Origin of the sequence: Microbacterium caowuchunii (assembly GCF_008727755.1) — a bacterium.
Taxonomy (GTDB): Bacteria; Actinomycetota; Actinomycetes; order Actinomycetales; family Microbacteriaceae; genus Microbacterium; species Microbacterium caowuchunii.
Genome location: NZ_CP044231.1, coordinates 3,078,180 through 3,104,087, shown reverse-complemented (window position 1 = coordinate 3,104,087; position 25,908 = coordinate 3,078,180). Strand labels below are relative to the sequence as shown.

At 72.3% G+C, this 25,908-nt stretch carries 26 protein-coding genes; 11 read left to right on the top strand and 15 right to left on the bottom strand.

What is annotated here, in order from left to right:
• Positions 1 to 66: 66 nt before the first annotated feature.
• The 3 genes from F6J84_RS14625 to F6J84_RS14615 are packed head-to-tail and all read left to right on the top strand — an operon-like array spanning position 67 to position 3,940.
• A complete protein-coding gene (locus F6J84_RS14625) occupies positions 67 to 1,107 on the top strand; it encodes a phosphotransferase family protein (protein ID WP_150974862.1) in 1,041 nt (346 codons plus the stop codon).
• Positions 1,107 to 2,321 carry an acyl-CoA dehydrogenase family protein gene (locus F6J84_RS14620; RefSeq protein WP_150974491.1) on the top strand — a complete coding sequence of 405 codons (1,215 nt, stop codon included), beginning with the start codon at positions 1,107 to 1,109 and terminating at the stop codon, positions 2,319 to 2,321. The genes F6J84_RS14625 and F6J84_RS14620 overlap by 1 nt, the downstream gene beginning before the upstream one ends.
• A gap of 35 nt (positions 2,322 to 2,356) precedes the next feature.
• Positions 2,357 to 3,940 carry an AMP-binding protein gene (locus tag F6J84_RS14615; protein WP_150974490.1) on the top strand — a complete coding sequence of 528 codons (1,584 nt, stop codon included), beginning with the start codon at positions 2,357 to 2,359 and terminating at the stop codon, positions 3,938 to 3,940.
• Between the two features lie 55 nt (positions 3,941 to 3,995).
• On the opposite strand, the gene F6J84_RS14610 is transcribed toward F6J84_RS14615, so the two are convergent.
• The 10 genes from F6J84_RS14610 to F6J84_RS14565 all read right to left on the bottom strand — a co-directional run bounded on the left by F6J84_RS14610 (position 3,996) and on the right by F6J84_RS14565 (position 12,516).
• A complete protein-coding gene (locus tag F6J84_RS14610) occupies positions 3,996 to 5,288 on the bottom strand; it encodes an ABC transporter substrate-binding protein (RefSeq protein ID WP_150974489.1) in 1,293 nt (430 codons plus the stop codon).
• Between the two features lie 2 nt (positions 5,289 to 5,290).
• On the bottom strand, positions 5,291 to 6,379 hold the full coding sequence (locus F6J84_RS14605) for a branched-chain amino acid ABC transporter permease (RefSeq protein WP_150974488.1): 1,089 nt from the start codon (positions 6,377 to 6,379) through the stop codon (positions 5,291 to 5,293).
• Positions 6,376 to 7,254 carry a branched-chain amino acid ABC transporter permease gene (locus F6J84_RS14600; RefSeq protein ID WP_150892675.1) on the bottom strand — a complete coding sequence of 293 codons (879 nt, stop codon included), beginning with the start codon at positions 7,252 to 7,254 and terminating at the stop codon, positions 6,376 to 6,378. Before F6J84_RS14600 ends, F6J84_RS14605 begins: the two co-directional genes overlap by 4 nt.
• Positions 7,254 to 7,970, bottom strand: coding sequence for an ABC transporter ATP-binding protein (locus tag F6J84_RS14595; protein WP_150974487.1), 717 nt, complete (start codon positions 7,968 to 7,970; stop codon positions 7,254 to 7,256). Before F6J84_RS14595 ends, F6J84_RS14600 begins: the two co-directional genes overlap by 1 nt.
• Positions 7,967 to 8,692 (bottom strand): ABC transporter ATP-binding protein, encoded by a 726-nt coding sequence (locus F6J84_RS14590; protein WP_191905695.1) that lies wholly within the window; start codon positions 8,690 to 8,692, stop codon positions 7,967 to 7,969. The genes F6J84_RS14595 and F6J84_RS14590 overlap by 4 nt, the downstream gene beginning before the upstream one ends.
• Positions 8,693 to 8,791: 99 nt before the next feature.
• Positions 8,792 to 9,532 carry a glucose 1-dehydrogenase gene (locus tag F6J84_RS14585; RefSeq protein ID WP_150892673.1) on the bottom strand — a complete coding sequence of 247 codons (741 nt, stop codon included), beginning with the start codon at positions 9,530 to 9,532 and terminating at the stop codon, positions 8,792 to 8,794.
• Entirely contained in the window at positions 9,529 to 10,509 is a 981-nt protein-coding gene (locus F6J84_RS14580; protein ID WP_150974486.1) for an NADPH:quinone oxidoreductase family protein, read from the bottom strand. The genes F6J84_RS14585 and F6J84_RS14580 overlap by 4 nt, the downstream gene beginning before the upstream one ends.
• Before the next feature lie 4 nt (positions 10,510 to 10,513).
• Positions 10,514 to 11,098, bottom strand: a complete 585-nt coding sequence (locus F6J84_RS14575) for a TetR/AcrR family transcriptional regulator (RefSeq protein WP_150974485.1) — start codon at positions 11,096 to 11,098, stop codon at positions 10,514 to 10,516.
• Between the two features lie 11 nt (positions 11,099 to 11,109).
• Positions 11,110 to 11,847, bottom strand: coding sequence for an SDR family oxidoreductase (locus F6J84_RS14570; protein ID WP_150974484.1), 738 nt, complete (start codon positions 11,845 to 11,847; stop codon positions 11,110 to 11,112).
• A gap of 75 nt (positions 11,848 to 11,922) precedes the next feature.
• A complete protein-coding gene (locus tag F6J84_RS14565) occupies positions 11,923 to 12,516 on the bottom strand; it encodes a hypothetical protein (protein WP_150974483.1) in 594 nt (197 codons plus the stop codon).
• 120 nt (positions 12,517 to 12,636) lie between these two features.
• Here F6J84_RS14565 and F6J84_RS14560 point away from each other — a divergent pair, with 120 nt between their 5' ends.
• The 4 genes from F6J84_RS14560 (at position 12,637) to F6J84_RS14545 (ending at position 16,545) form a co-directional block, all read left to right on the top strand.
• Positions 12,637 to 13,854: a glycosyltransferase gene (locus F6J84_RS14560; RefSeq protein ID WP_224785868.1), complete on the top strand. Its 1,218-nt coding sequence runs from the start codon at positions 12,637 to 12,639 to the stop codon at positions 13,852 to 13,854.
• 5 nt (positions 13,855 to 13,859) lie between these two features.
• Positions 13,860 to 14,954 (top strand): glycosyltransferase family 4 protein, encoded by a 1,095-nt coding sequence (locus F6J84_RS14555; protein ID WP_150974860.1) that lies wholly within the window; start codon positions 13,860 to 13,862, stop codon positions 14,952 to 14,954.
• Between the two features lie 57 nt (positions 14,955 to 15,011).
• The gene (locus F6J84_RS14550; RefSeq protein ID WP_150974481.1) at positions 15,012 to 15,635 is read left to right on the top strand and encodes a hypothetical protein; all 624 of its coding nucleotides are present in this window, start codon (positions 15,012 to 15,014) and stop codon (positions 15,633 to 15,635) included.
• A gap of 199 nt (positions 15,636 to 15,834) precedes the next feature.
• Positions 15,835 to 16,545 (top strand): DUF1775 domain-containing protein, encoded by a 711-nt coding sequence (locus F6J84_RS14545; protein WP_150974480.1) that lies wholly within the window; start codon positions 15,835 to 15,837, stop codon positions 16,543 to 16,545.
• Between the two features lie 113 nt (positions 16,546 to 16,658).
• Here F6J84_RS14545 and F6J84_RS14540 read toward each other — a convergent pair whose 3' ends face one another.
• Positions 16,659 to 16,934 (bottom strand): hypothetical protein, encoded by a 276-nt coding sequence (locus F6J84_RS14540; RefSeq protein ID WP_150974479.1) that lies wholly within the window; start codon positions 16,932 to 16,934, stop codon positions 16,659 to 16,661.
• A gap of 94 nt (positions 16,935 to 17,028) precedes the next feature.
• On the opposite strand from F6J84_RS14540, the gene F6J84_RS14535 reads away from it, so the two are divergent.
• The 3 genes from F6J84_RS14535 to F6J84_RS14525 all read left to right on the top strand — a co-directional run bounded on the left by F6J84_RS14535 (position 17,029) and on the right by F6J84_RS14525 (position 21,480).
• Positions 17,029 to 18,030, top strand: a complete 1,002-nt coding sequence (locus F6J84_RS14535) for a GlxA family transcriptional regulator (protein ID WP_150974478.1) — start codon at positions 17,029 to 17,031, stop codon at positions 18,028 to 18,030.
• A 252-nt stretch (positions 18,031 to 18,282) separates the two neighbouring features.
• Entirely contained in the window at positions 18,283 to 20,493 is a 2,211-nt protein-coding gene (locus F6J84_RS14530) for an ATP-dependent Clp protease ATP-binding subunit (protein ID WP_150974477.1), read from the top strand.
• A 129-nt stretch (positions 20,494 to 20,622) separates the two neighbouring features.
• Entirely contained in the window at positions 20,623 to 21,480 is an 858-nt protein-coding gene (locus F6J84_RS14525; RefSeq protein WP_150974476.1) for a UbiA family prenyltransferase, read from the top strand.
• Positions 21,481 to 21,514: 34 nt separating this feature from the next.
• On the opposite strand, the gene F6J84_RS14520 is transcribed toward F6J84_RS14525, so the two are convergent.
• The 4 genes from F6J84_RS14520 to F6J84_RS14505 form a co-directional block, all read right to left on the bottom strand.
• Positions 21,515 to 22,651 (bottom strand): FAD-dependent oxidoreductase, encoded by a 1,137-nt coding sequence (locus tag F6J84_RS14520; protein ID WP_150974475.1) that lies wholly within the window; start codon positions 22,649 to 22,651, stop codon positions 21,515 to 21,517.
• Positions 22,644 to 23,348 (bottom strand): methyltransferase domain-containing protein, encoded by a 705-nt coding sequence (locus F6J84_RS14515; RefSeq protein WP_150974474.1) that lies wholly within the window; start codon positions 23,346 to 23,348, stop codon positions 22,644 to 22,646. Before F6J84_RS14515 ends, F6J84_RS14520 begins: the two co-directional genes overlap by 8 nt.
• Positions 23,345 to 24,442 (bottom strand): type III polyketide synthase, encoded by a 1,098-nt coding sequence (locus F6J84_RS14510; RefSeq protein WP_150974473.1) that lies wholly within the window; start codon positions 24,440 to 24,442, stop codon positions 23,345 to 23,347. Before F6J84_RS14510 ends, F6J84_RS14515 begins: the two co-directional genes overlap by 4 nt.
• A 205-nt stretch (positions 24,443 to 24,647) precedes the next feature.
• Entirely contained in the window at positions 24,648 to 25,232 is a 585-nt protein-coding gene (locus F6J84_RS14505; protein ID WP_150892658.1) for a nitroreductase family protein, read from the bottom strand.
• Between the two features lie 171 nt (positions 25,233 to 25,403).
• On the opposite strand from F6J84_RS14505, the gene rraA reads away from it, so the two are divergent.
• On the top strand, positions 25,404 to 25,871 hold the full coding sequence (gene rraA, locus F6J84_RS14500) for a ribonuclease E activity regulator RraA (protein ID WP_150974472.1): 468 nt from the start codon (positions 25,404 to 25,406) through the stop codon (positions 25,869 to 25,871).
• Positions 25,872 to 25,908 lie beyond the last annotated feature (37 nt).

Below are 25,908 nucleotides of genomic sequence, written 5' to 3'. Positions count from 1 at the left end.
ACCGTCCGGTATGCTACCGTTGGCGCAGCCCTGAGAGCTCGGGGCGGTGGAAACGGGAGCGTGTCGATGAAGACCGAGGTGCCAGGGCTCGACGTGGCCGGACTGACCGACTGGCTGGCCGCCGCGCATCCGGAACTCGCCGACGGCCCGCTCACGGCCACCCTCATCACGGGCGGCAAGAGCAACCTCACCTACGCGGTGGACGGTGCCCGCATCCCCCTCATCGTGCGACGGCCGCCGCTCGGCCACGTGCTCTCCAGCGCACACGACATGCGTCGTGAGCACCGGGTGGTCGCGGCGCTGCAGGACACCGCCGTGCCGGTTCCCACCGCGATCGATGTGGTCGACGACACGGAAAGCGGACGCCTGAGCGGGACGGTGCTCTTCGTGATGGAGCGGGCGCCCGGCGTCGTCCTGGCGCACCCCGCGCAGAACGAGGGCTATCCGCAGCAGGCGCTCCGGGCGCTGAGCCTCGGCCTCGCGGAGCATCTCGCCGATCTGCACGCCGTGGACCCGGCCGCCGTCGGTCTCGCCGACTTCGGCCGCCCGGACGGGTACGTCGCCCGGCAGCTGGCCACGTGGCGACGCCAGCTCGACGCCTCCCGCTCGCGGGAGACCCCCGCCCTCGACGCACTGCAGGAGGCCCTGCAGTCCGACCCGCCGGTGTCGTCCGGATCGGCGATCGTCCACGGCGACTTCCGCCTGGACAACGCCCTCGTCGACGGGGAGCCGTCGGCGCCGCGCATCTCCGCCATCCTGGACTGGGAGATGGCCACCCTCGGGGACCCGCTCGTCGACCTCGGGATGCTGGGGCTGTACTGGAACATCGCGGGTCTGCCCGGCGGCTTCCAGGGGGTCGTCCCCAGTGCCGTCGACGAGACGGCCGGCTATGCGAGCTTCGACGATCTGGTCGACGCCTACGTCCGCCGGTCCGGGCGGGACGTCCCGGCGCTCGGCTGGTACCGGGCGTTCGCGGCCTACAAACTCGCGGTGATCGTCGAGGGCATCCACTACCGCTATCTGGCGGGCGAGACCGTCGGGGAGGGATTCGAGGGGATCGAGCGTCTCGTGGACCCGCTCGCCCGGCACGGACTGGAGATGTGCTGATGGACTTCGCGCCCGACGCCCGATCCGTGGAGCTCACCGCCCACGCCCGCGCCTTCCTCGACGAGCATGTCCTGCCGGCGGAGCCGCTGCTCGACGCGCAGCTGGCCGAGACGCCGGGGGAGTGGAACGTCCGGCCGGTCGTCCGGGACCTGCAGGCCCGTGCCCGGGCCGAGGGGCTCTGGAACCTCTTCCTCCCCGGAGAGCACGGCGCCGGGCTCAGCAATCTGCAGTATGCGCCGGTCGCCGAGGTGACCGGGTGGAGCCCGCGACTGGCCCCCGCCGCGTTCAACTGCGCGGCCCCCGACACGGGCAACATGGAGGTCCTGCACGACTTCGGGACGCCCGCGCAGCAGGAGCAGTGGCTCGCGCCGCTGCTGGAGGCGCGGATCCGCTCCGCTTTCTGCATGACCGAGCCGGACGTCGCCTCCTCCGACGCGACCAACATCGAGACGAGCATCCGGCGCGACGGCGACCACTACGTCATCACCGGCCGCAAGTGGTGGTCCACGGGCGCCATGAACCCGGATGCCGCCGTGTTCATCGTGATGGGCAAGACCGACCCGGATGCCGACCGGCACCGGCAGCAGTCGATGATCCTCGTCCCGCGGGATGCGCCGGGCGTCCGGATCGTCCGTCCGCTCACGGTCTTCGGCTACGACGACCGGGACCACGGCGGACACGCCGAGATCGCCTTCGAGGACGTGCGCGTACCCGCCGAGAACATCATCGGCGGCGAGGGAGACGGCTTCGCGATCGCCCAGGCGCGGCTGGGGCCCGGCCGCATCCACCACTGCATGCGCGCACTCGGTATGGCGGAGCGCGCGCTCGCGCTCGCCGCGGCACGGGCGGGCGAACGCCACGCCTTCGGACGGGCGCTGTCGGAGCAGGGCGTCATCCGGGAATGGGCGGCCGAGGGCCGCATCCGCCTGGAGGCGCTGCGCCTGCTCGTGCTCAAGACGGCCTGGCTGATGGACACGGTCGGCAACCGACGGGCGATGACCGAGATCCAGGCGATCAAGATCGCGGTGCCGCGTGCCGCGCAGTCGATCATCGACCGGGCCATCCAGGTGTTCGGCGGCGCCGGTGTGTCCGCGGACACCCCTCTGGCCGAGCTGTACGCGGCCGCGCGGTGCCTGCGCATCGCCGACGGCCCCGACGAGGTGCACCTGAGCAGTCTCGGACGTGCCGAGCTCCGGGTGGGCGCGCCCCGCTAGCCCCAGGAATGGTTCCCGACGACGAAGGAGACGTCATGGCACACACCCCAGATCCCGCGGTCGACGGCGAGGGCTTCGCCACGCTCTCGGTCGCGAACATCCTCGGCGAGACCGCGCGAAGGCATCCCGACCGCCCCGCGCTGCACTTCGCCGGGCACACCATCCCCTACGGCGTCCTCTGGGATCAGACGTGCCGGTACGCCGGCGCGCTGCGGGCGCGGGGCATCGGCCGGGGTGACCGCGTGGCCATGCTGGTGCCGAACGTGCCCGACTTCGCGCGCGTCTACTACGCGGCGCTCTCGCTCGGAGCGATCGTCGTGCCCGTGCACCTCCTGTTCAAAGCGGACGAGATCGCCTATGTGCTGCGCGACTCGGGCGCCGATGTACTCGTGGTCGCCGCGCCGCTGCTCGCCGAAGCTGTCCCCGCCGCCGCGAGCGCAGGAGTCCCCCTCGTCACGGTCCTCCTGCCCGAGGACGCGGGCGTCGACCTGCCGCGGCTGGAGGCCGAGGCGGCCGTGGCCGAGCCGCTGCCGCGGCACACTCCCGTGCGTCCCACCGACGCCGCCACCATCCTGTACACGAGCGGGACGACCGGTACGCCCAAGGGGGCGGTGGGGTCGCACCTGTCGATCGTCGAGCAGGTGCACTGCACCCTGATCGACTCGTTCGACCTGCGCGCGGACGACGTCGTCTTCGGCGGGCTGCCGCTGTTCCACACCTTCGGGCAGACGGCCGTGATGAACATCGCCTTCCGCTGCGGTGCGTCCGTCATCCTGCTGCCCCGGTTCGACCCGGATGAGGCCTTGGCCCTCATGGTCGCCCACGACGCCACCGTCTTCACGGCGGTGCCGACGATGTACGTGGGGATGCTCGAGGCCGCGCAGCGCACGGACGCCCGGCCTCCGCTGCGCTACGCGGTCTCCGGGGGCGCGGCGCTTCCGGTCGCCGTGCTGGAGGCGTTCACCGCGGCCTACGGGGCGTCCGTCCACGAGGGATACGGGCTCACCGAGACCGCGCCCATCGTCTCGAGCAACATCCTCTCCGAGCCGATCCGCCCGGGCACCGTGGGACGGGCGCTCTGGGGGGTGGACATCGCGATCGCGCACCCGGACGTGGAGGACGAGATCCACCTGATCGATCCGGCCGATCTCGGCGAGATCGTCGTCCGCGGTCACAACCTGTTCAAGGGATACCTCGGCAGGCCCCAGGCCACCGCGGAGGCCGTCGTCGACGGATGGTTCCGCACGGGGGATCTCGGGACCTACGTCGACGGGGTGCTCACGATCGTGGACCGGAAGAAGGACATGATCGTGCGCGCCGGGTACAACGTGTACCCGACCGAGGTGGAGGCGGTCATCGCCCGCCATCCGGATGTCGCGGTGTCGGCCGTGTTCGGCGTCCAGGACGACGTGAAGGGGCAGGAGGTGCACGTCGCCGTGGTGGCCCACTCCGAGCGGACCATCGACCCCGCCGAGCTCATCGCCTTCACCCGGGAGCGCATCGCGGCGTACAAGTACCCTCGGGTCGTCCATCTCGTCGACGCGCTGCCGCTCGGAGGCAGCGGCAAGGTGCTCAAGCGGGAGCTCGTCGAGCGGTACACGCCGGTCCGCGAGGGCTGAATGCCGGAACGAGAAGACCCCCGCGGCCCGGCCGCGGGGGTCTTCTCGTTTCAGATCAGGAGGCCGGGAGGCCCTTCCCGGTCAGTGCCACCGGCTGCGGCTCGACCGCAGTCACGGCGCCGCCTTCCACCGCGTAGCTGGCGTCGATGTAGTCCTGCACGCCCTGGTCCACCTTCGTGATGCCGACGCCCAGGTAGGCCGCGTGGTCGTCCTCGCCGAACGAGAGGGGCAGGATGCCGTTGCCCTTCAGGTCACCGGAGGCGACCGCCGCAACGAGGCTCTCCCGGGTCGGATCCTCCCCGGCCGCGGCCAGCGCCTCAGCGAACAGGTAGGCGACGCTCATGCCGTAGATCGTGTTGCCGTCGAAGGCGGCGCCGCCGTTGTACTCGTCGTTCACCGTGCGGAACAGGGCCACCCAGTCGTCATCCGCCATCGGGGCGTAGTTCGTGCCGGTGAAGCCCTGGAGGAGCTTCGGGCCCATCTCCTCGCCGAGGTATCCGACCAGCGTCGGGTAGTCCGCGCCCGAGGACGAGGAGAACCACATCGGGAACCAGCCGAGCTGCGCCGCGGTGCCGACGGCCAGGGCGGTGAACCCGTTGATCGTGGCGAGCATGTTGATCTCGCACCCCGCGGCCTGCATGGCGCCGATCTGCGCCGTCACGTCCTGCGTCGAGACGGAGTAGCGCTGGATGTCGGCGATGCCGTCCGCCCCGATCGCCAGCTCCACGCCCTCGATGAACTCGTCGCCGAAGTCGTCGTCCTGGCCGAGCACGCACACGGTCGCATCCGGATGCTCGTCGGCCGCGTACTGAGCGAGGGCGGCGCCCTCGACGATGTAGTCCGCGTTGTACCCGAAGGTCCACGGGTACTCCTCCGGCTGGTTCCAGGCGGTGGACCCGGACGCCACGAAGAGGTCCGGCACGCCGTTCTGGTTCAGGAAGTCCAGGACGGAGCCATGGGTCGCCGTCCCGAGGCCGTTGACGATGGCGAACACCCCGTCCTGCTGGACGAGCTCACGCACGACGGTCTGCGTGTTCGCCGGGTTGTAGCCGTCGTCCTTGACGATGAACTCGATGCTGCGGCCGTGCACCCCGCCGTTGTCGTTCAGGTAGTCGAAGTAGGCGCTCGCCGCTGCGGAGATCGACGAGTAGCCGGCCGCGGCGGGTCCCGTCAGGGGTGTGTGCGTGCCGATCGTGACGGTGGTGTCGGTCACGCCGGTGGCGTCGCCGCCGCCGTCCTCCTCCGCCGGAGCGGCCGAGGGTGTGCTGCACGCGGCGAGGCCGAGGGCGAGGGCGGATGCCCCGGCTAGCGCTGCGATGCGCCGCCGGGCGGGAATGTGCTGTGACATGGTCACCTCTCTGGTGTCTGTTGCGGATGGGGTTGTGACGTCGGGAGGGGTGCGGGGCGCCGGCGCCGCAGCGCGGCCAGGCCCCCGGGCGCCACGAGCATCACCACGATGAGCAGGGCGCCGAACACGAGGACGGAGAGGTTGCCGGCGAGTCGCTGCTCGAGGTCGGCGGGCAGATCGAGGGCCGCGGTCCCCGCTCCCACCAGCCAGGGCAGCATCACGACGACGACCGAGCCGATGGCGGCGCCGCCGATGCTGCCGAGGCCCCCGATGACGACGGCGACCACGAGCAGCAGGGAGAAGGCGAGCGTGTACGCGCCGGGGCTCACCGACTGGGTCACGAAGCACAGCACGGCGCCGCCCGCTCCTGCGCCGGCCGCGCTGAGGGTGAACGCGGTGACCTTCACCCGTGCTGCGGGAACCCCGTTCAGCCGTGCCGCGGTCTCGTCGTCGCGGACCGCCCGCATCCGGAGCCCGAGCGATCCGCGGCGGACGAGGGCGAGGAGCGTCACGACGACCGCGGTGACGAGGATCGCCACCCAGGCCTGCCACTGCTCCAGCGCGATGAGCCGGTCGAGTCCCGCGGGCACCGGGTCGTATGCCGTCTGCACGCCCTGGTCGCCTCGGAGGACACCGGACCAGACGGTGGCGATGGCCGGGACGGCCACCACGACCGCGAGGGTGAGGCCGGCAAGGTAGGGGCCCCGCAGCCGGGCGGCGGCGAGCCCCAGCAGGAACCCCACGAGGGTGGCCGTCACGACGGCCACGACCAGGGCGACCAGGAACCGTGGCACCCCGGTCACGCCCGCCTCGGTGAGGGCGTTGGCGGTCAGCGCGTAGCCGTAACCCCCGGTGGCCATGAGCGCGGCGTGCCCCAGCGAGAGCTGCCCGCTCATCCCGATCAGGAGGGTGAGCCCGGCGGTCGCGCAGAAGTACGCGGCGGCCGTCGCCAGCTGGAAGTTGCGGAAGGGGTCGAGCAGGAAGGTCCCGGCGAGGGCGAGCACGGTGAGCGCGGCGGCGACGACCAGGACCCGGCGCGTGCCCCGGAGGCCCGGGAAGAGGGTCCGGCGGCGCAGAACGGTGGAGGTCATGCGGTGCGCGCCTCTCGCAGCGAGAACACGCCGCCTGGTCGGACGAGGAGGACGATCAGCAGCAGCACCAGCACGCCGATCGGCGCGATCGTGGAGCCGAGGTACCCGGTGACGACCGTCATCAGGACGCCGACGACGAGCCCGCCCAGCAGGGCCCCGACCGGGGAGTCCAGCCCGCCCACCACCGCGACGGTGAACGCATAGACGAACAGCACGTCCGTGGAGTGCGGGTTCAGCCCCAGCTCGGTGGGGATCAGCAGCATCGCCGCCAGTGCGGCGACGGCGGCGGACAGCATCCATCCGATCGTCACCATGCGGTTCACCCGGACCCCGAGCATCTGCGACACCTCGGGGGCGAACGCGGAGGCGCGCAGCTGCAGGCCGAGCGAGGTGCGGGTGAACAGCACCGCGAGCAGCCCCATGACGCCCAGTGCGACCACGAGCACGAACAGGTCGTACGGCGACAGCAGCGGGACCCCGGCGAAGAAGATCGGGGATTGGTCGAAGGGCGCCGGCATGGGGCGGTAGGCGGATCCCGCCAGGATGCCGAGCAGCGACTGCAGCACCATCACCAGCCCGATCGCGATGATGACGCCCGTCAGTGGGGAGGCGTGCGACGCGCGCCGCATGACCCCGCGCTCGACGACGAACCCGATCGCCGCACCGCCGAGGATGCCGGCGACCAGGCCGGCGAGGTACGAGCCGGTCAGCCCCGTCACCGCGAACGCGAGATAGGTGGCGACCAGGGCCATGGCACCCTGCGCGAAGTTGATGATGCGCGCGGCGCGCCAGATCAGGACGAGCGAGAGCGCGAACAGGGCGAACACGGCGCCGCGGGCGAGGCCCGTGGCGAAGAGGAAGGCGAAGCGGTCCATCAGAATCCCAGGTAGGCGTGGCGGAGGGCGGTGTCGGCGGAGAGGTCGGCCGCGGGGGCGTCCGCGACGACACGGCCGAGGTTGAGGACGACGCCGCGGTCGGCGATCGACAGGGCACTCGTGACGTTCTGCTCGGCGAGCAGGACCGTCATCCCGTCGCGGGCGGCGGTGTCGCGCACGGTCGCCATGAGCTGCGCGACGACCAGCGGGGCGAGCCCCAGGGACGGTTCGTCGAGCGTGAGCACCCGGGGCCGTGACACGAGCGCCCGGCCGAGCGCCAGCATCTGGCGCTCGCCGCCGGAGAGCTGGTGGCCGTCGCTCGTCCGGCGTCGCGCCAGGGGCTCGAACAGGTCGTACACCTCGGCGACGGCCCGCTCCCGCTCGCGTCCCCGATGACGCCAGAGCGTGCCGAGACGCAGGTTCTCGTCCACGGTCAGCTCGGCGACGACGCTGCGTCCTTCGGGCACCTGGCCGATGCCGAGCCGGGCGCGGTCCTCGGGGCGCAGTCGCATGAGGTCGCGGCCGTCGAGGGTGATCATCCGCTCCCGCACCGGCACGAAGCCGGCGAGGGCCCGCAGGAGGGTGGTCTTGCCGGCGCCGTTGGCACCGAGGAGGGCGACGACCTCCCCGGGGGCGAGGGCGAAGGCGACCTCGTGGAGGACCGGCTCCCCGCCGTATCCCACGGTGAGGCCGGAGAAGGCCAGTGCGCCGCTCATGCCGTCGCCTTCACGCCGAGGTAGGCCTCTTCGACCCGCGGGTCGGTCCGCACGTCCTCGGGAGCGCCGTGGGCGATCACCCGGCCGAAATCCAGGACGACGATGTGGTCGGCGACCCCCATGACGAAGTCGACGTGATGCTCGACGAGGAGGACGGCGCAGCCGGAGGCCGCGACGCTGCGGACGGTGGCGGCGAGCGAGGAGATGTCCTCCTCGCCGAGGCCGCCCGCGGGTTCGTCCAGGAGCAGCAGCCGTGCGCCCGAGACGAGCGCACGGGCGAGCGCGACGCGCTTGCGCACCGGATAGGGGAGCACCGAGACGGGGACGTCGGCGACCTCCGTGAGGCCGTGCGCCTCGAGCTGCGCCGAGATCCGCGCGCCGGCCCCGGCGGTGCGTGCCACCGGCACCGCGATGTTCTCGCGTACGGTCAGCCCGTCGAACAGGCCCAGGCCCTGCAGGGTGCGGGCGACGCCGTGACGGGCGAGGGCTACCGTGCGGCGGGGAACGGCGACGCCGTCGAGCAGGATGTCACCGCGCCGGCGGACCAGTCCGCAGATGCTGTTGAAGACCGTCGTCTTGCCGGCGCCGTTCGGGCCGATCAGGGCGACCACCTGGCCGGGGGCGACGTCGAAGGAGACGTCCTGCAGGGCGACGAGGCCGCCGAACGAGACGGTGAGATCGCGGACGGACAGCCGCGGGACGGGTACGGCGGTGGAGGACATCGGCACCTCTTCGTGTCGGGTGCGCCCCACTGTAGCTCATAAACCGACCGGGCGGTATGTTGTGCGCCGGAATGCCCTCCATGCCGTCGCCGCTGCCGCTCAGCGGTGCGGGATGCCGGTGATCATGCCGCCGTCGACCACGAACTCGTCGCCGCTCGTGAACCTCGAGGAATCGCCGGCGAGGAACACGATCGTCCCGGCCACGTCCTCGGGGGTGCCCGGCCGCCCGAGGGGGATGTCGAGCCGGGCGGGGTCGATGCGAGCCGTCATGTCGGTGAGGATGAGCCCGGGATGCACGGAGTTCACCCGGATGCCGGAGGGGCCGAGCTCCACGGCGAGGGACTTCGTGAGGCCGCGCACGCCGAACTTCGCGGCGGTGTATCCGTGCAGGCCGACGCTTCCGCGCATCCCCTCCACCGAGGAGATGTTGATGATGGACCCGCCTCCGGCCGCCTTCATCGGCACGCTCACGGCGCGGCAGCCGAGGAAGGTGCCGGTGAGGTTGACCGCGATCACCGCGTCCCATTTCGCGCGCGTGTAGTGCTCGATGGGGGCGGCGTTCGCGATGCCGGCGTTGTTGACGAGGACGTCGACCGCGCCGAGGGAGCGGACGACCTCGTCGACGAGCGCCGACCAGCCGTCCTCGTCCGTCACGTCGAGATGGCGGTACCAGGCGCGCGGGGCGAGCTCGGCCGCGAGCGCTGTGCCGTCCTCGTCGCGCACATCGGCGATCACGACGTGCGCACCCTCCGCGTGGAGCGCTCGCGCGTAGGCCGCGCCGAGTCCGCGGGACGCGCCCGTGACCAGAGCGACCCGGCCCTCGAGCGCCGTGCCGGTCACGCCCCGACCTCGATCACGATCCGTCCGGTGGTGGTGCCGCCGGCGAGGAGCTGGATGGCGGCCGGCGCCTCGAGGAACGGGACGACCTCGTGGACGACCGGCCGGATGGCTCCTTCGGCGGCGAGGCGGGTGAGTTCCGCGTGTGCCTCCCGCACGAGATCGGGTCGCCGCTGGGCGTACAGCGCCCAGTGCAGGCCGTCGATGCTGTAGTTCTTCACGAGGGCGTGGTTCGCCGCCGCCTGCGGGATCTCTCCGCTCGCGAAGCCCACCACCACCAGCCGCCCCTCGAACGCGATGCACTTGGTGGAGGCGGTGAAGGCCGCACCGCCCACCGGGTCGAACACGACGTCTGCCCCGTGGCCGCCGGTGATCTCCTTCACCCGGGCCGCGATGTCGTCCGCATCCCGGCGGAGCACCTCCTCGGCTCCGGCCGCGCGCGCGACGTCCGTCTTGGTCGCCGAGCCGACCACGCCGATGACGCGTGCTCCGGCTGCGACGGCGAGCTGGACCGCCGCCGCGCCGACGCCGCCGGCGGCCGCGTGCACGAGCACCCAGTCGCCCGCGCGCATGCGCCCGCGCCGATGGAGCCCGAACCAGGCGGTCTGGTACGCGATCATCAGCCCGGCCGCGGCGATGTCGTCCAGCGCATCGGGGGCGGGATGCACGTCGCCGGCCGGCAGCACCGCGAGCTCGGACAGCACACCGATCCCCGAGCCGACGACCCGCTGGCCGGGCGCGAGGCCCACGACGCCGTCACCGACCGAGACCACCGTGCCGCTCAGTTCGATCCCGGGCGTGAACGGCAGCGGCGGCCGCACCTGGTATTCGCCGCGGGACAGCAGCACGTCGGGGAAGTTCGCCGCGACCGCGGCGACCCGGATGAGCACCTCGCCCGGCCCGGGCACGGGATCCGGCACGTCGACGAGTTCGAGGACCTCTTCCGGCTCTCCATGACGGGTGACGTGCCAAGCGCGCATGTGTTCAGTCCTTCGGTATCCGGATGCTGCTGAGGAAGAGCTCGGTGAGCTGCTCGGCGACGAGGGTGCGGCTCTCGGGGCCATGCGGGGAGTACCAGTGCGACAGGTAGTGCACGTCGCTGAAGAAGTGCGCGACGAGCAGCGGGACGGGGATGTCGGTACGGAACAGGCCCGCCTCGCGGCCCTGCTGGATCAGTGCGGCGAACTCGTCGTGGTACTCGCGGCGGCGCCGGGTCACCTCGCCCTGGCGGGGGGTGCTCAGCATGTGCGCCGAGCGGAAGAAGACCGTCCCCTCCGGGAGGTACTCGATCGAGGTCTCCAGCACATCGACGCACGCGGCGCGGAGCACCTCGTCCATCGGACCCCCGCGCGAGATGATCGCGTCGAGGTGCGTCTTCTGCAGGGAGAGCAGGCGATCGTAGATCCCGAACAGCAGGTCGTCCTTGGACTCGAAGTAGTGGTACATCGCGCCCTTGGTGACCCCGGCGGCCTCCACGATCTGCTGCACGCTGGTGTTGGCGTATCCCTGGGTGGAGAACAGCTCCACGGCCGCCCGGGTGACATCGTCGGCGACGCTCGTCTCTTTCATGCGTCCATCCTTCACCCGATGGGGCGCACGGATGCGCCGCCGTCGATGAGCAGTGTCTGGCCGGTGATCCAGGCGGCGTCCGCGGAGAGGAGGAACGCGACCGGTCCGGCGATGTCCTGAGGTTCCCCCAGCCGTGCGAGCGGGTACGCCGCGGCCGCCTCCGCCTCCCGGCCCTCGTAGAGCGCGCGGGCGAAGCGGGTCTTCACGACGGCGGGGGCGACGGCGTTGACCCGGAGGCGCGGTGCCAGCTCGTCGGCGAGCTGCATCGTGAGGTTGATCAGGGCCGCCTTCGACACCCCGTAGAAGGCGATGTTCGGGGAGGCGGCCACGCCGGAGATCGAGGCGATGTTGACGATCGATCGGTCAAGGCCCGCACGGACCGCATCGCGGGTCCATTCCAGGGCGGCGATCACGTTCACCTCGAGGATCTTCCGTGCCGCCGCCGGATCGAGATCCAGGGCGGGGCCGTAGGCGGGGTTGATGCCCGCGTTGTTCACCAGGTGGTCGAGCCGGCCGTGCTGTCGCGCGATGTGGCGGAACGTCTCCTCCCGGTGGTCGGCGTCGTCGGCCCGCCCGGAGACCGCGGTCGCCGAGTCGCCCAGTGCGGCGACCGCCTGGTCGAGTGTGTCCCGGTCGCGTCCGGTGAGCACGACCGCCCCGCCCTCCGCGACGAGGCGCTCCGCGATGGCCAGCCCGATGCCGCGGCTCCCCCCGGTCACCAGTGTCACCGTGCCCTCGAACCTCGTCATCACGCCTCCTCGCGCAGGACCATACCGTCCGGTCGGTTTCAGGCTAGCAGACGAGCGCGGCCGCAGCCGAGCGGGTCAGGCCGGGTCGAGCCGCAGCACGTCGACGGACTCGCCGAGGGGCAGGTCCTCGACCACCCGCAGCGTGCGCGCGAGGGCGTCCACCTCGTCGATCACCGTCCCGAAGCGTTCCCGGTCGCCCCCGACGGCGCTCAGGGTCACGAGGTGCGTGCCGGTGTCCCACGTGTACGTCGCGAACGGGGGCGTCGCCGGGTCGGGCGGCAGCGCCATCACCAGGCGCTCACCGGTCCCGAGGTGAGGGTTTCGGAACGGCTCCGTGTCGTCGTACTCGATCGGCATCATCGCCCGGGCGGTGCGCAGCTGGGGCGTGAGTTCCTGCACCTGCGCGAGGACGACCATGACCTCAGGGTCGGCCTTCCAGACCCACGCCAGCACGCGTCCGGCCGCCTTGCGCATCAGGAAGGGCGTCGCCTGGCTGACCGCCCAGGCGGCGAAGCCGCCACCGGGCCGGGGCGTCGCGCCGGTCGCGGCGTTCGCGCGGCTCAGCAGCATCCGGATCGCCCGTCGGCGATGGCGCCGTCCCCGCAGTCCCACCGACTCGGTCACCGGAACCCAGCGTTCGGGGGAGGCATCGGCCTGCAGTCTCAGCATGATCCCAGGGTAGAGGGGCGCGCCGGGGGTGGCTCCGCGGACGTCCAGACGCCCTCGGGTACAGTAAAGAAGCTTGTGCAGACCCCGCACGCGACACAGAGATTGGCAGCCACCGTACCCGTGACTCCCCACTCGACGCCCGCCCTCCCCGACGGCCCGGTCGATCCACCGCGTCCGCTGACCATCCTCATCGGTGCCGACACGTTCGCGCCCGACGTGAACGGTGCAGCGCGCTTCGCCGAACGACTCGCCGCCGGGCTCGTCGAGCGCGGACACGAGGTGCACATCCTCGCGCCCGCCCCCGACCACCGCCACGTGGGCACGTTCGTCGAGGAGATCGAGGGCGCCCCCATGACCGTGCACCGCGCCCGCAGCTGGCGCTGGTACCCGCACGACTGGCTGCGCTTCGTGGTCCCGTGGCGTTCGCGCCACTACGCCCGGCGCGCTCTGGACACGGTCCAGCCGGATGTCGTCCACTTCCAGTCGCACATCGTGATCGGCCGGGGGCTGTCCATCGAGGCCGAGAAGCGCGGTATCCGCATCGTGGCGACGAACCACACGATGCCGGAGAACATCGTCGACTTCACGAAGATGCCGCACTGGTTCAACAAGATCCTCATCCGCACGCAGTGGAAGGCCGCCGAGCGCGCCTTCGACCGTGCTGAGGCGGTGACCACGCCGACGCGGAAGGCCGCGGAGTTCCTCGAGAGCAACACGCACATCCGGCCGGTGCTGCCGGTCAGCTGCGGGATCGACGCCTCGCACTACACGGCCGATCTGACCCCCCGGACCACCAAGCGCATCATCTTCGTGGGCCGCATCACGTTCGAGAAGCACCTGCACGTCCTGCTCCAGGCGGTCGCGAAGCTCGACCCGAGCGAGTACGACGGCGTGGACATCGTCGGCGGCGGCGACCGGGTGAACGATCTCAAGGCCCAGGTCGCCAAGCTCGGGCTCGAGGATCGCGTCGTGTTCCACGGTCGCGTGGACGAGGGCGAACTGCGCACGCTCTACACGCAGGCCGCGGTGTTCGCGATGCCCTCGATCGCAGAGCTCCAGTCCATCGCGACGATGGAGGCGATGGCGTCCGGGCTGCCGGTCGTCGCCGCGAACGCGATGGCGCTGCCGCACCTGGTGCACGACGGCGAGAACGGATGGCTGTTCGACCCGGAGAGCGCCGACGACCTCGCAGAGAAGCTGCGCCGGGTGCTGTCCGCATCCCCCGAGGAGTACTCGGCGATGCAGCAGGCCTCGCTCAAGGGCGTCGAGATCCACGACATCGCCCGGACCCTGTCGACCTTCGAAGCGCTCTACCGGGGCGAGACCGTCGGCAAGTGACGCGGATGCGCCTCTTCTTCGACGCGCGGTACATCCGCACGGACTTCCACGACGGGATCAGCCGGTACTCGCAGGAGCTCGCCCGCGCCCTCGCGCCCGTCGCGGCGGAAGCGGGCGTGGAACTCGTCTTCCTCATCCACGATCCGGCTCAGATCGTCCATCTGCCCGAGGGTGCGGTGCACCTGCGCATCCACGAGCAGACGTCACCGAAGGAGCCGTTCACGGCCTTCGTGCTGAACCGCTACCAGCCCGACGTCGTCTTCTCGCCACTGCAGACCATGGGTTCACTCGGCCGGAGGTACCGGCTGATCCTGACCCTGCACGACATGATCTACTACCGGCACCGCACGCCGCCGCGCAGCCTCAGTCTGCCGGTCCGCGCGCTGTGGCGACTGTTCCACCTCAGCTACGTGCCGCAGCGGCTCACGCTGAACGGCGCGGACGTGGTGGCCACCGTGAGCGAGACGAGCCGCCGGCAGTTCGACGCCGTGCGGCTGACGAAGCGACCCGTCCTCGTCGTGCCCAACGCGCCGCAGCGGCTGGCCGACCTGCTTCCCCCCGACGCTCCGGTCCCCGGCGGCGCCCCACGGAACATCGTCTACATGGGGTCGTTCATGGGGTACAAGAACGTCGAGACCCTGGTGCGCGCGATGGCGGGGCTCCCCGGACGGACCCTGCACCTCCTCAGCCGGATCTCGCCCGCCCGCCGTGCGGAGCTCGAGGCGATCGCACCCGCGGGCGCGGACATCATCTTCCATGACGGCGTCTCGGACGCCGAGTACGCGCGGCTGCTCGCCGACGACGCGGTGCTGGCCAGCATGAGCCTGGACGAGGGGTACGGGCTGCCGTTGGCCGAAGCGCTCGCGCTGGGCGTGCCCGTGGTCGTCAGCGACCTCGAGATCTTCCACGAGGTCGCCGGACCCGGTGCACGGTACGTGGACCCGCTGAACCCGGCCGCCGTCGCCGAGGCGGTGCGCTCGCTCGACGACGACGAGGAGCGGTCCCGGCTGATCGCCGAGGGCACCGCGCACATCGCGCGCTTCACCTGGGATGCGTCCGCGCGGACTCTCCTCGACGCCGTCCGCACGCTCGCCCGCTGAGTCGTTCCGGTGTCCCGGTCGTCCGTGCGTGCGCCGCGCGGATGGGAGGATGGTGCCATGCGTCGATCCGGAGGGGCCCGCGTCGTCCGCGGTTCGCTCGCGGCATCCGTCGCCACCTTCGTGGCCCTTCTCTCGCACGTCTCGGCCGGGGGTGCCGTCCCCGGGCCACTCGGCCTCCTCGTGCCGTTCGTGCTCTCCGTGTTCGTGTGCACCGTGCTCGCCGGCCCGCGGCTCTCCGCCATCCGGCTGTCCCTCGCCGTGACCGGCAGCCAGGCGCTGTTCCATTCGCTGTTCGTGCTGGGCGTCGTGTCCACCGGGGCGCCGCGCCTGGTGACCGGACACGACCACGCCGCCGTGCCGTCCCCGGCGACCGGTGCCGTCCTGCCCGCGACGGGGGCCCTCCTGCCGGCGACCGACGGACGCATGCTCCTCTGGCACCTGCTCGCGGCCGCGCTCACGACGGCCGCGCTGTACCGCGGGGAACGCGCCGCCCGTCGCCTCCGCGCCCTGGCCGCGGAAGCGCTGGCCTGGCTGCGCCGGTGGGTTCCGTCCCTTCTCGCGGAGCAGTCGCCTGCGCCGCGTCGCGCGCCCATCGATGTACCCCGCGATCACCGCGTGGGCGACCTCGTCAGCCCGCGGGCGAACGGCCGGCGCGGTCCGCCGGTCGCCCTGGCGGCCTGAACGGACTCCGCACGCCCGACGCCGAGGCGATCGGGCGGGTCGCGCCTGTGCCGGCACGGGTTCCGCGCAGCCACCTCTCCTTCTCTCTCGCCGCCGCGACGGCATCGTCCGATCGCCGCGGTCCCCTTTCTGCGGTCCCTCCGCGTCCGCGCTTCGAACGCGCCGCCGCGGCATCCGCATCGTCCTCTGAGGAGACACCATGAACACCCTTCCTTCGCGCCCCCGCCGCCGTCTGCTGACCGGTCTGCTGCTCGGCGGCGGCCTCGCCCTCGCCGCTCCGATGGCCGCCTCGGCGCACATCCACGTGACACCGGATGCGGCGGCCGCCGGCGCGGCATCCTCGCTCACCTTCTCGTTCTCGCACGGATGCGAGCAGTCGCCCACCACGGCTCTGGTCGTGACCATTCCGGACGGCGTCACGAACGTCCTCCCGCTGGCGGACGCGGCATGGACCGTCGACCGCGACGTCACCGAGACCGGCCGGACCACGAGCGTGACGTACACGGCGGTCACGCCGATCGACACGGGGCTGAAGGGGCAGGTTGGGATGGACGTGCGCTTCGCCGAGGAACTGGCCGGGGAGGAGGTCGCGTTCCCGGTCGTCCAGCAGTGCGCGGAGGGTGAGGCGGCATGGACCGAGGTCGCCGAACCCGGCGCCGAAGAGCCCGAGTTCCCGGCAGCCGTCGTCGCGGTGGGGGAGCCGACCGCATCCTCGGACGAGCACGGTTCGCACGGTTCGCACGGTGAGGATGGCGCGCACGCGGCCGACGGTCAGGATGCCGCCGGGGCCGCCGCCCCCGCAGAGACCGAGCCCGCCTCCGCCGCGGCGCTGTGGCTCGGCGGTGCGGGTCTGGGCGCGGGAGTGCTCGCCCTGGTCGTCGCCGTGTTCGCGCTGCGCCGGCGTCGCTGACGGGGTCCGTGCCCGGCGCGGGGTATCGCCTGCGCCGGGCACGTCCCGCGTCCCCGAGTCGGATCAGGGGATGCGACGGATCAGACCGCACGACGGATGAGGCGACGTGACGGTCAGGCGACGCGCCGGATGCCGTGCCGAGGGGAGTCGTCGCGCGGCGTCACCCGGGGGTGGCGGCCTTCGGGGGGAGCGACGGGCGGTTCCTGTGCGGGGACGGACGCGGCGGGCGCTCCGGCGCGGCCGGTCCAGCCGTCCGCGGGCCCGGGATCCCGGTCCGGGATCCGCATCCGGTCGGTACGGACGGGACCGTGCCCGTCCGAGGCGACGAGGAGGATCGTGCCGGCGATGGCGGCGACGACGAGGGCGAGGAGAACGAGGAGAAGAGTCATGGCAGAAAACCTACGACCCGTGCCATAATGTCACGAGTGGCAGGGTGGACACCGTTCGGATGAATCCTGCCACGTCTGATGCGAGGGAGCCGCCATGAAGACCGTCGCCGTGATCGTGCAGGCCGGGTTCACCCCGTTCGAGTTCGGCCTCGCCTGTGAGGCGTTCGGCTTGGACCGGTCCGACGACGGCATCGAGCCCTTCGATTTCCGCGTGTGCGCCCTCGAGCCGGGTGTCGTGCCCTCGAGCATCGGGTACTCCATCAACGTGCCGAACGACCTCTCCTTCGCCGACGAGGCCGATCTCGTCGTGGTCACGCCGGTGCCGCGCGCGGCGTGGGCGGGCGTGGATCTGCGCATCGCCGAGGTGCTGCGCCGCGCGGTCGACCGGGACGCGTGGGTGCTCAGCGTCTGCAGCGGTGCGTTCGTGCTCGCCGCCGCGGGGATCCTCGACGGGCGGCGCGCCACCACGCACTGGAAGTACGCCGAGCAGATGACGCAGATGTATCCGGCCATCGACGTCGATCCCGACGTGCTCTACGTGCAGGACGGCAAGGTCATCACGAGCGCGGGGTCGGCTGCGGGGCTCGACGCGTGCCTGCACCTGCTGCGTCAGGAACTCGGCCCGGAGGCCACGAACACGATCGCGCGCCGGATGGTGGTGCCCCCGCAGCGCGACGGGGGTCAGGCGCAGTTCATCGTCCGCCCGATCCCGGAGACCGCGTCGCTGTCGCTGGCGCCGGTGACGGACTGGATGCTGGAGAACCTCCGCGAGGAGCTCACCGTCGAGCAGCTCGCCGCGAAGGCCCACATGTCCCCGCGCACGTTCGCCCGCCGGTTCAAGGCCGACCTGGGGGCCACCCCGGCGGCGTGGCTCGGCCGGCAGCGGGTGCTGCAGGCCCAGCGGCTGCTCGAGCGGACGGATCTCGGGCTGGACCGGATCGCGTACGAGTGCGGGTTCGGCTCCGCCGCCGTCATGCGCCAGAACTTCACCCGGGTGCTCGGCACCACCCCCACCGCCTACCGCGCCCGGTTCTCCTGCTCCCGCACCCCCGCCCAGCCGTCCGCCCCCGCCCAGCCCGCCCCCGCCCTGGCCTGACCGCCCTCCCTGGCCGCCCTCCCTCCCCGCGAGACTGCATACCTGCCACGAGACAGCGGCTGGTTACGTCCGTCTCGTGGCGTGCGTGCAGTCTCGCGGGAATTGGGGGCGGGACGGGGATGGCGGGGGAGCGGGGGCGGGACGGGGATGGCGGGGGAGCGGGGGCGGAAGCCTCTCGCGCGGCTGAGGGCTCGATGCTAAACTTGAGTGAAACAGACTCAACTTTGAGTCGCAGAGACTTCAGGAGCACGAATGAACGCCACGCAACAGCCCGGGCAGGAGGAGGCGCAGAGCGCCCTCGAACAGTTCGGGATCAACCTCACCGAGCGCGCGCGGCAGGGCAAGCTCGACCCCGTGATCGGTCGCGACAGCGAGATCAGGCGAGTCAGCCAGGTCCTCACGCGCCGCACCAAGAACAACCCCGTCCTCATCGGCGAGCCCGGGGTCGGCAAGACCGCCGTCGTCGAGGGACTCGCCCAGCGCATCGTCGCCGGTGACGTCGCCGAATCGCTCAAGAACAAGGAGCTCGTCTCCCTCGACATCTCCGCGCTCGTCGCGGGCGCCATGTACCGGGGGCAGTTCGAGGAACGCCTCAAGAGCGTGCTCAAGGAGATCACCGAGTCCGACGGGCAGATCATCACCTTCATCGACGAGCTGCACGTACTCATGGGCGCCGGCGGCGGCGAGGGCTCGGTGGCCGCCTCGAACATGCTCAAGCCCATGCTCGCCCGCGGTGAACTGCGCCTCATCGGTGCGACGACCCTCGACGAGTACCGGGAGTTCATCGAGAAGGATGCGGCACTGGAACGCCGGTTCCAGCAGGTCTACGTCGGCGAGCCCTCCGTCGAGGACACGATCGCCATCCTCCGTGGGCTGAAGGAGCGGTACGAGGCGCACCACAAGGTCTCCATCGCGGATGGCGCGCTGGTGGCCGCCGCATCCCTCTCCAACCGGTACATCCCCTCCCGGCAGCTGCCCGACAAGGCCATCGACCTCATCGACGAGGCGGCGTCGCGCCTGCGTATGGAGATCGACTCCGCACCGTTGGAGATCGACGAGCTGCGCCGGCACGTCGACCGCCTGAAGCTGGAGGAGCTCGCCCTCAAGAAGGAGAAGGACCCCGCCTCGAAGGAGCGGCTGGAGAAGCTGCGCACGGACCTCGCCGCCGAGGAGGGCCGCCTGGGCGTGCTGCAGGCGCGCTGGGAGAGCGAGCGCGCCTCGCTCAACCGCGTCGGTGACCTCAAGACCCGGCTGGACGCGGCCCGCGTGGAGGCGGAGCGCGCGCAGCGCGAGGGCAACCTCGAGCGCGCGTCGCGGCTGCTCTACGCCGACATCCCCGCGCTCGAGCGCGAGCTCATGGCCGCGGAGAAGGCGGAGTCCAGCGACGAGCGGATGGTGAACGATCAGGTCACGGACGAGGACATCGCCGCGGTGATCGCGGCATGGACCGGCATCCCGGTCGGGCGTCTCATGCAGGGCGAGACGGAGAAGCTCGTGCACCTGGAGGCCGAGCTCGGCAAGCGCCTGATCGGACAGAAGGAGGCCGTGAAGGCCGTCGCCGACGCCGTGCGCCGCTCCCGCGCCGGGATCAGCGACCCCAACCGGCCGACCGGTTCGTTCCTCTTCCTCGGACCGACCGGTGTCGGCAAGACCGAGCTCGCCAAGGCGCTCGCGGAGTTCCTCTTCGACGACGAGCACGCCATGGTGCGCATCGACATGTCGGAGTACGGCGAGAAGCACTCGGTCTCGCGCCTGGTCGGTGCCCCTCCCGGGTACGTCGGGTACGAGCAGGGCGGTCAGCTGACCGAGGCGGTGCGCCGTCGTCCCTACTCGGTGGTGCTGATGGACGAGGTCGAGAAGGCCCACCCCGAGGTCTTCGACGTGCTGCTGCAGGTGATGGACGACGGGCGTCTCACCGACGGCCAGGGGCGGACGGTGGACTTCACCAACGTCATCCTGATCCTGACCTCGAACCTCGGCTCGCCGATCCTCATCGACCCCACGCTCTCCATGCCGGAGAAGCGCGAGCAGGTGCTGGCGCTGGTGCGTCAGGCGTTCCGGCCGGAGTTCCTGAACCGACTCGACGACACCGTCATCTTCCAGGCGCTGAGCGAGGACGACCTCGCGCAGATCGTGGAGCTGTCCGTCGATGCGCTGCAGCGCCGGCTGAAGGATCGCCGGCTCACGCTCGCCGTGACCCCGGATGCGCGTGCCTGGCTGGCCGAGCGCGGCTACGACCCGGTGTACGGGGCACGGCCGCTGCGTCGCCTCATCCAGGCCGAGATCCAGGACCGCCTCGCGATGGCGATCCTCTCCGGAGGGGTGCACGACGGCGACACGGTACGCGTCGACGTCGCGGTGGACGGGTCGCAGCTGGTGCTCACCAGCACAGGACCCGCCGCGGACGACGTCTCCGACGCGGGCGACGAGGACGAGGTCATCGAGGCGATCCTCGACGACTGACCGTCCCGGCGACGCCCCGCCTCCCGTTCCGGGGGCGGGGCGTCGTCATGCTTGGGCGGGCGTAGGGCGCACGGGGTGCCCGGTGCAAGGGGGCCTCGCGCGGATCGGTCGATCGCGTAGCGTCGGGGCATGACCACGCCCGTCGCCGTCACCGCCCGCGGACTGTGGCAGTCCTCGCATCCCGGGCCCACGTGCGTGGTCACGGCGCTGGCGCTGGCCCTCGGGCTCGCCGCCGGTCTCGAGCCGTGGCGGCTCGTCCTCCTGACGGCCGCCGTGTTCGCCGGTCAGCTCTCCGTCGGCATCTCCAACGACGCGATCGACGTCACCCGCGACCGGATCGTCGGCCGCAGCGACAAGCCCATCGCGCGGGGGGTGGTGAGCGTGCGCGCCGCGTGGGTCGCCGCGGTGGGATGCCTCCTCGTCGCGCTCCTCCTCTCGGTGCCGCTCGGGATCGGCATGCTCGGCGTGCATGCGGTGACCCTGGCATCCGCCTGGGCCTACAACGCCGGGGCGAAGGCCACGCCCTTCTCCCTCCTGCCCTTCCTGGTGAGCTTCGGCCTGTTCCCCTCCCTCGCGACGCTGTCGGCTGCCGAGCCGAGGTTCTCGGCTGGCTGGGCCGTCGTCGCGGGCGCCGCGCTCGGCGCCGCCGTGCACCTGACCAACGTGCTCCCCGACCTCGACGACGACGGGCGCACCGGCATCCGCGGCCTCCCGCACCGCCTGGGCGCCCGTGCGTCCGCGGTGCTCGCCGCGCTGGGCGTCGCCGTGGGAGCCGTGGCGGTGCTGCTGGGGCCGGTGGGCGGCGACGTCGCCGAGGTCGCGCCGGCGTCCTGGGCGTTCTTCGTCGCGGTGCTGGGCGTGGCGGTGCTGGGCGCGGTGGCCGCGCTGCAGGGGGCCGCCGGACGGATGGTGTTCCGCCTCGTCATGCTCTCCGCGCTGCTGCTCGCCGCGCAGCTCGTGGCGACCGGCGGCGCCCTCGCGGCCTGATCCTGACCCTCGCGGCCTGATCCGGCCGCGAGGGTCAGGCGTCGCGATCGAAGCCCATCGCGTACGCCCGCGCGAACAGCATCCGCGCCGGGGGCGCGAGAGCGGCCCGCAGGGCGGCACGGCGCGCAGAGTCGGCGCACGGTCCGAGCGGGCGGCCCAGCGCCGTGTTCAGGGAGGCCAGGGCCGCCGCCGTCCGCGCGGAGGCCACGCGGCGGCGCTCCCAGCGCGCGAGGTCGGCCTCGGGAGCCGCGCCGGTATGCGCCCAGTCGGCCAGGATCGGGGCGAGGGAGGCGGCGTCCAGCAGTCCGAGATTCATGCCCTGGCCGCCGATCGGGCTGACCTCGTGGGCGGCGTCGCCGACGACGACCACGCCTCCGCGCCGCATCCGGGGGACCACCACGCGCCGGATCTGGAAGGCGGATGCGGCGTCCACCCGGCCGGCGGCGTCCTCTTCGCCCGCCGCGGCGAGCGCCCCCTGCAGCCGGGCGAGCCGGGCCTCCGGCCGTTCGTCCGCCGGTTCGGGGTCCCACGTCACGTACCTCCGGCGGGCGTGCGGGAGGGGGAAGGACTCGAGCACCCCGGACCGCTCCAGGCGCACGATGGCCACGGGGTCGTCGGCCGCCACATCCGTGTCCGCCATGAGGTACCGCCCGGCGTAGGCGCGCACGGGCACGGAGCGGCGCCGGTAGACGAGCCCGCGTCCACCCGCGCCGGTGGCGACGACCACGATCCGTGCCGACACCTCGCCGGGCCCGTCCGCGGTGTGGATCAGGATGCGGGTGCTGTCACCGTCAGGCCGGATCCCGGTGACCGAGGTGCCCCTCCGGATGCGGGGCGCATGCGCGCCGAGAGCGGCCTCGGTGGCCGATTGCGGCAGGGTCGCCACGAACGGGAACCGCGTGTCCAGGCGGTCGAACCGCACAGTGCCGAGCAGGTCCCGCCCGGCGCGCGCCTCGCCCCGGCGGACCCGGACGGCGTCGTCCAGGAGTCGCTCGGTCAGCCCGGACGGCTCGAGGGCGGCCAGCACCGGCGCGTGGATCCCGATCGCGCGCGATCCGCCCCCCGCGTCGTCCCGGCGCTCCAGGATCTCCGCGTCCACGCCCCGCCGGCGCAGTTCCGTGCCGATCAGCAGCCCGACCGGGCCGGCGCCCACGACGACGACGTCAGCCATGCCCGTGTCCCACGGCGAGCAGCCGGAACGGTGCGGGGCGGCGGACCGACCAGCTCCCCGTCGGGCGCAGCGCGGCGTCGAGCTCGCCCGTCCGGTAGCTGCGCCGGATGGACCGCAGCCCGTCGGTGCGCAGGAACGTGCCCGGGGCGAGGGGGGTGATCCCCAGTGCGTAGAGTCCGTACGCGGTGCGGCCGCGCTCGATGTCGCCGTGCAGGACCAGGCCTCGCGAGAGCGCCTTGGAATCGTCCGCGAACCGGTGGAGCTCACCGTCGTCGAGGTGGTGCAGCACGTGGTTCGAGACGACGAGGTCGAACCGCTCGCCCTCGGCACGCAGCGTGCCGGAGTCCGTGCAGCGCACCGTGATGTGCGGGCTGCGCCGTGCCCGGCCGGCGGCGACGGCGATGGCGCGCGGATCGGGATCCACGCCGAGCCCCTCGACCGGGATGCCGTCGGCGGTCGCGAGGGTGACGAGGCGGGCGAGCACGTCGCCGCCGCCGCATCCGAGGTCCAGGATGCGGGCGGGTCGTCCGAGCCCGCTCAGATGAGGCCGCGCCCAGCGCCGGTACACGCGCCCCCAGCCGGAGATGAGGCGGTTCACGGTGCCGAACCGCTCCAGCGTCGCCGCGAGGCGCCGCTGGTCGGCGTCCGGATCGTCCATGAGCTCCCGCAGTGCGCGGTCACGTTCGCGCAGGCTCATGCCGTGGCGGGCGCGCGACGGGAGAGACGGGCCGTCTCCACCGTCAGGCCGGGACCGAAGGCGAGCGCGCCGACGGAGGTCTCGCCGGCCGAGGCGTCGTGCAGGATCTCGCGGAGGATGAAGAGGATGGTGGCGCTGGACATGTTGCCGTACTCCCGCAGGATGCGCCGGGAGGGCGTCATCTGCTCCTCGGAGAGGTCGAGCCCGGCAGCCACCCGGTCGAGCACGCTCCGTCCGCCGGGATGAACGGCCCACACCTCGCAGTCCTGGATGGCGGCGGCGGCGCCCCGCACCTCGCGGCCCACGATCCGGGGCACTTCGGCCGACAGCGTCATCTCGAACCCCTCGTCGCCGATGACCCAGGCCATCTCCTCGTCCCCGTCCGCCGTCAGCGCGGTGGCGAACTCGCCGAACTCGAGGCGGGTGCCCCCGGCGAAGCGGTCGTCGGAGGTGACGATCGCCGCGGACGCGCCGTCGGCGAAGACGGATGCCGCGACGATCTGCTGCGGGTCGGACGAGGCGCGCAGGTGCAGCGAGCACAGCTCCGTGCAGACCACCAGGACCACCGCGCCCGGGCGCGCGGTGGCGATGCGGTGCGCGGCGCGGAGAGCGGGCATGGCCGCCGCGCAGCCGACGAAGCCGAGGTGATAGCGCTCCACCCCCGGGTCCAGGCCGAGCTCGCGCACGAGGCCCACATCCGGTCCCGGGGCGTACAGCCCGGTGCACGAGACCGTGACGAGATGGGTCACCGCGTCGGGTTCGAGCGCCGCGTCCGCGAGTGCGCGGCGCGCGGCGTCCGCGAACAGCGCGGGCGCCAGGCGCCGGAACTCATCGTTGCGGCGGGCGGTGGACGGGGAGAGCAGCAGGCCGTCCCGGCGCACCTCGAGCGCCTCCGGGTCGGAGCGTCCGCCCGGCGCGAGATCGCTGAGCACGGTGTGCCGGGTCTCGATGGCGGATGCGTCGAAGGCGGCGTGGATCAGCCGCTTCGTCAGGCGGTCGACACCGGGTTGGGCGGCGAACACCTCGCGGATCTCGTCCTGCGTGAGTCGGGTGGCGGGAACGGCGGTCCCGATCGCCACGATGCTCGGTGTCATGCTTCACGATAGTCACGCGTCGCGCCCCGCAGGCGCGGGCTGGCGAAGTCCGGCCCGGCGATCTAAGGTGCGCGGGATCCCGGCGCGCCGAGCACAACGGCGGGGATCCCTGCCGGCACGCCGGGCCGGAGGCATCCGCCCCGGCGTGTCAACGAAGATCCCCGCCGTTGTGCACCTGCGGCGCGACCCCTAGGCCGGCCGGCGATCAGGCGTCGGCGATCAGGGTTTCCGCGATGGGGCGGCGGGTGCGGGGCGCGTTCTCGCGCTCCCGGATCTTCTCGGACACGTCGGCCGGGTCGCCCAGCACGCCGACCGCGACCACCGAGATGACCTCGAAGCGCGGGTCGATGTCGAACGCCGCGGCGACCTGGTCGCGGTGGAAGCCGCCCATCTGGTGCGTGGCCAGGCCCCCGGCGTGCGCCTGGATGGTGAAGTACGCGGCGGCCTGCCCGGTGTCGTAGACGGCCCACGGCATGGGCTCGCCGTCCTCCCGGGCGATCTCGGCGACGAAGGCGACGAGAGCGGAGGCGGAACCCGCCCACTCCTGGTTGAAGCCCATCAGGGCATCCATGATGCGCTGGTGCTCGGCCGTGCCACGACGCGCGACGACGGCGCGCCACGGCTGGGTGTTGCTGGCCGACGGCGCCCAGCGGGCGGCCTCCAGCGCGCTCCCGAACGCGTCCTCGTCCAGCGGAGCGGATGCGTCGAAGATCCGCGTGCTCCAGCGCTCGGCGAACACGTCGAGGACGGGCCGGTCGGTGATGGCGGTGCGGGAAGAAACAGGGGTCATGAAATGCCTCCGAAGGCTGGTGTGGGGATTCGGGGACGTCGTCGGCCCGCTTTCATGCAACAGCATGCACGTGGCCCATCTTCCCGAATGTCTTCTCCGTCCGCGAAATCCGCCGGTTCTTCCCGGCATCCGGTCCGCCGTCGGCACGGGACCGTCGCCTACCGTGGGCGTATGCCCCTCGCGACCGCTGATCTCTACGACGAACGCGGCGACGAGCTCGACTCGCTCGCCCTGCAGATGCACGACGTCGGCGGGCACGTCGCGTTCCACGGGCCGGTGCGCACGATCCGCTGCCATCGCGACAACGCGCTGGTGAAGGCGACCCTCGCCACCCCTGGCGAGGGGGCGGTCCTGGTCGTCGACGGCGGCGGGTCGCTCGCCTCCGCCCTCGTCGGCGACGTGATCGCCGGCTCGGCCGTGCGCAACGGGTGGGCGGGGATCATCGTGCACGGGGCGGTGCGGGACCGCGTCGCGATCGGCGGGCTGCCGATCGGCGTCAAGGCGCTCGGATCCAACCCGCGCACGAGCGCGAAGGCGGGCGTCGGCGAGGTCGACGTCCCGGTCGAGATCGCCGGGGTGGTGTTCACCCCGGGCAAGCACGTGTGGGCCGACGCCGACGGCGTGCTGGTCGAGCGGTAGCGGCGGGGACAAGCCCTCGACATCCGCAGCACGGGCG